Origin of the sequence: Moorena producens 3L (assembly GCF_000211815.1) — a bacterium.
GTDB classification, from domain to species: Bacteria; Cyanobacteriota; Cyanobacteriia; order Cyanobacteriales; family Coleofasciculaceae; genus Moorena; species Moorena producens.
In genome coordinates this window covers 1-1,383 of sequence record NZ_GL890836.1, presented here as the reverse complement: position 1 = coordinate 1,383, position 1,383 = coordinate 1, and the positions used below count along the sequence as shown (strand labels likewise).

The 1,383-nt window shown below is 46.7% G+C and carries 3 protein-coding genes and 1 pseudogene; 3 read left to right on the top strand and 1 reads right to left on the bottom strand.

What is annotated here, in order from left to right; translation table 11 throughout:
• Positions 1-135: 135 nt before the first annotated feature.
• The 3 genes and pseudogenes from LYNGBM3L_RS06210 (at position 136) to LYNGBM3L_RS39845 (ending at position 1,003) form a co-directional block, all read left to right on the top strand.
• On the top strand, positions 136-348 hold the full coding sequence (locus tag LYNGBM3L_RS06210; RefSeq protein WP_008180395.1) for a helix-turn-helix domain-containing protein: 213 nt from the start codon (positions 136-138) through the stop codon (positions 346-348).
• Between the two features lie 203 nt (positions 349-551).
• Positions 552-758: pseudogene (locus tag LYNGBM3L_RS50135) on the top strand (hypothetical protein).
• A gap of 44 nt (positions 759-802) precedes the next feature.
• The gene (locus tag LYNGBM3L_RS39845) at positions 803-1,003 is read left to right on the top strand and encodes a hypothetical protein (protein ID WP_131826871.1); all 201 of its coding nucleotides are present in this window, start codon (positions 803-805) and stop codon (positions 1,001-1,003) included.
• On the opposite strand, the gene LYNGBM3L_RS44905 is transcribed toward LYNGBM3L_RS39845, so the two are convergent.
• The coding region (locus LYNGBM3L_RS44905; RefSeq protein WP_008180393.1) for a DUF8623 domain-containing protein at positions 975-1,383 on the bottom strand (409 nt) is incomplete at its 5' end. The two genes, LYNGBM3L_RS39845 and LYNGBM3L_RS44905, sit on opposite strands and share 29 nt — an antisense overlap.

The following is a 1,383-nucleotide window of genomic DNA, read 5'->3' as shown; positions in this document are numbered from 1 at the left end:
CAAAGAAAGCCGTCCTAGAAGGACGGGGCTTCGGCAAAGCCGACGCTACGCGAACAGACCCATTTTTTTTGGTGAGATTAGCGGTAACATATAACTCAGTAAACTTAATTATGTTAACTTTTAAATAGGACAGTAATGACTAATTTAGGGGACAACCTAAAAAAAAGACGAGAATCCCTAAATATCACCCAGCGGGAAATCGCTCATGAATTGGGCGTAACCGTTACCACGGTGCAAAATTGGGAAGCGGGCAGGCATATCCCCAAACTGTACCCAAATCAGCTCAAGGCATTGTGTGACCTGCTGAAAGTTACCCTAGATGAATTGGCAAAGTGGGTAACTGATTGAACTGTTGGGATCTACCTAAAAAAAAACGCCCCATATGGGGCGTAACGCTTTCCTATTAACCTGGGACAGTGTCCCAACAGTTAATCAAAAACTAAAACAGGAGAGGATTATCGCCATTTTATTGGCTACTTGTTACAGCGCCTGTGAACCAAACTTTTCGCAAAACAATCAGAAAAAATTTTTGGGGGCAAAATCTGTAGGGAATCGGGAATCGGGAATCGGGAATCGGGAATCGGGAATCGGGAATCGGTAATCGGGAATCGGGAATCGGGAATCGGGAATCGGGAATCGGTAATCGGTAATCGGTAATCGGGAATCGGGAATCGGGAATCGGTAATCGGGAATCGGGAATCGGGAATCGGGAATCGGGAATCGGGAATCGGGAATCGGGAATCGGGAATCGGGAATAGTAATAAGATTTGATTCTATCTTGATGCACTAGCTCATGGGAAGCATGGCTGTTTTATTTTCCTACTCCCTACTCCCTACTCCCTACTCCCTACTCCCTACTCCCTACTCCCTACTCCCTACTCCCGATTCCCTACTCCCTCGGTGCGCTTTCCGTAGGCGAATTAAATTCGCCACGGGTCGCACCGCTCCCGACTCCCTACTCCCTTCAAACCTAATTACTCAACCACATGTAACCGTCGAGTAATCATAATCATGCCATCCCCCCGAATTAATATAGCTGAAATCCAGCGGTCTTCTGGTAACAGTGGGGCTCGGCCAATCTTAAAAATTCCACCGGCAGCCAAAGATTCCAGGTCAACCTCCGTGGGATTAGTATAGCGCTGTGACCTGACTGATTCTTCTATAGCCACTCCCAGCAGCAAATCATCTCCGAGGGGTTCCTGGACAATGGCATCAAAATTAAATCGCTGACCAATACGCACTTGTTCTGGTAACTTCACCGTTACCTTGGGAGGATTAGCTCCTGATGTGATTTGGGAACGCTCTGCCAAAATGGTGGAATAGACAATTTTTTGGTTTTCAAAGCGCTGACGCGATCGCAAAGTCGATTCAAATTTGGTCTTA

Bases quoted from the DNA above. Each gene is read 5' to 3' on its own strand.
- LYNGBM3L_RS06210 (WP_008180395.1), top strand. From the start codon at position 136: ATGACTAATTTAGGGGACAACCTAAAAAAAAGACGAGAATCCCTAAAT.
- LYNGBM3L_RS39845 (WP_131826871.1), top strand. From the start codon at position 803: ATGGCTGTTTTATTTTCCTACTCCCTACTCCCTACTCCCTACTCCCTA.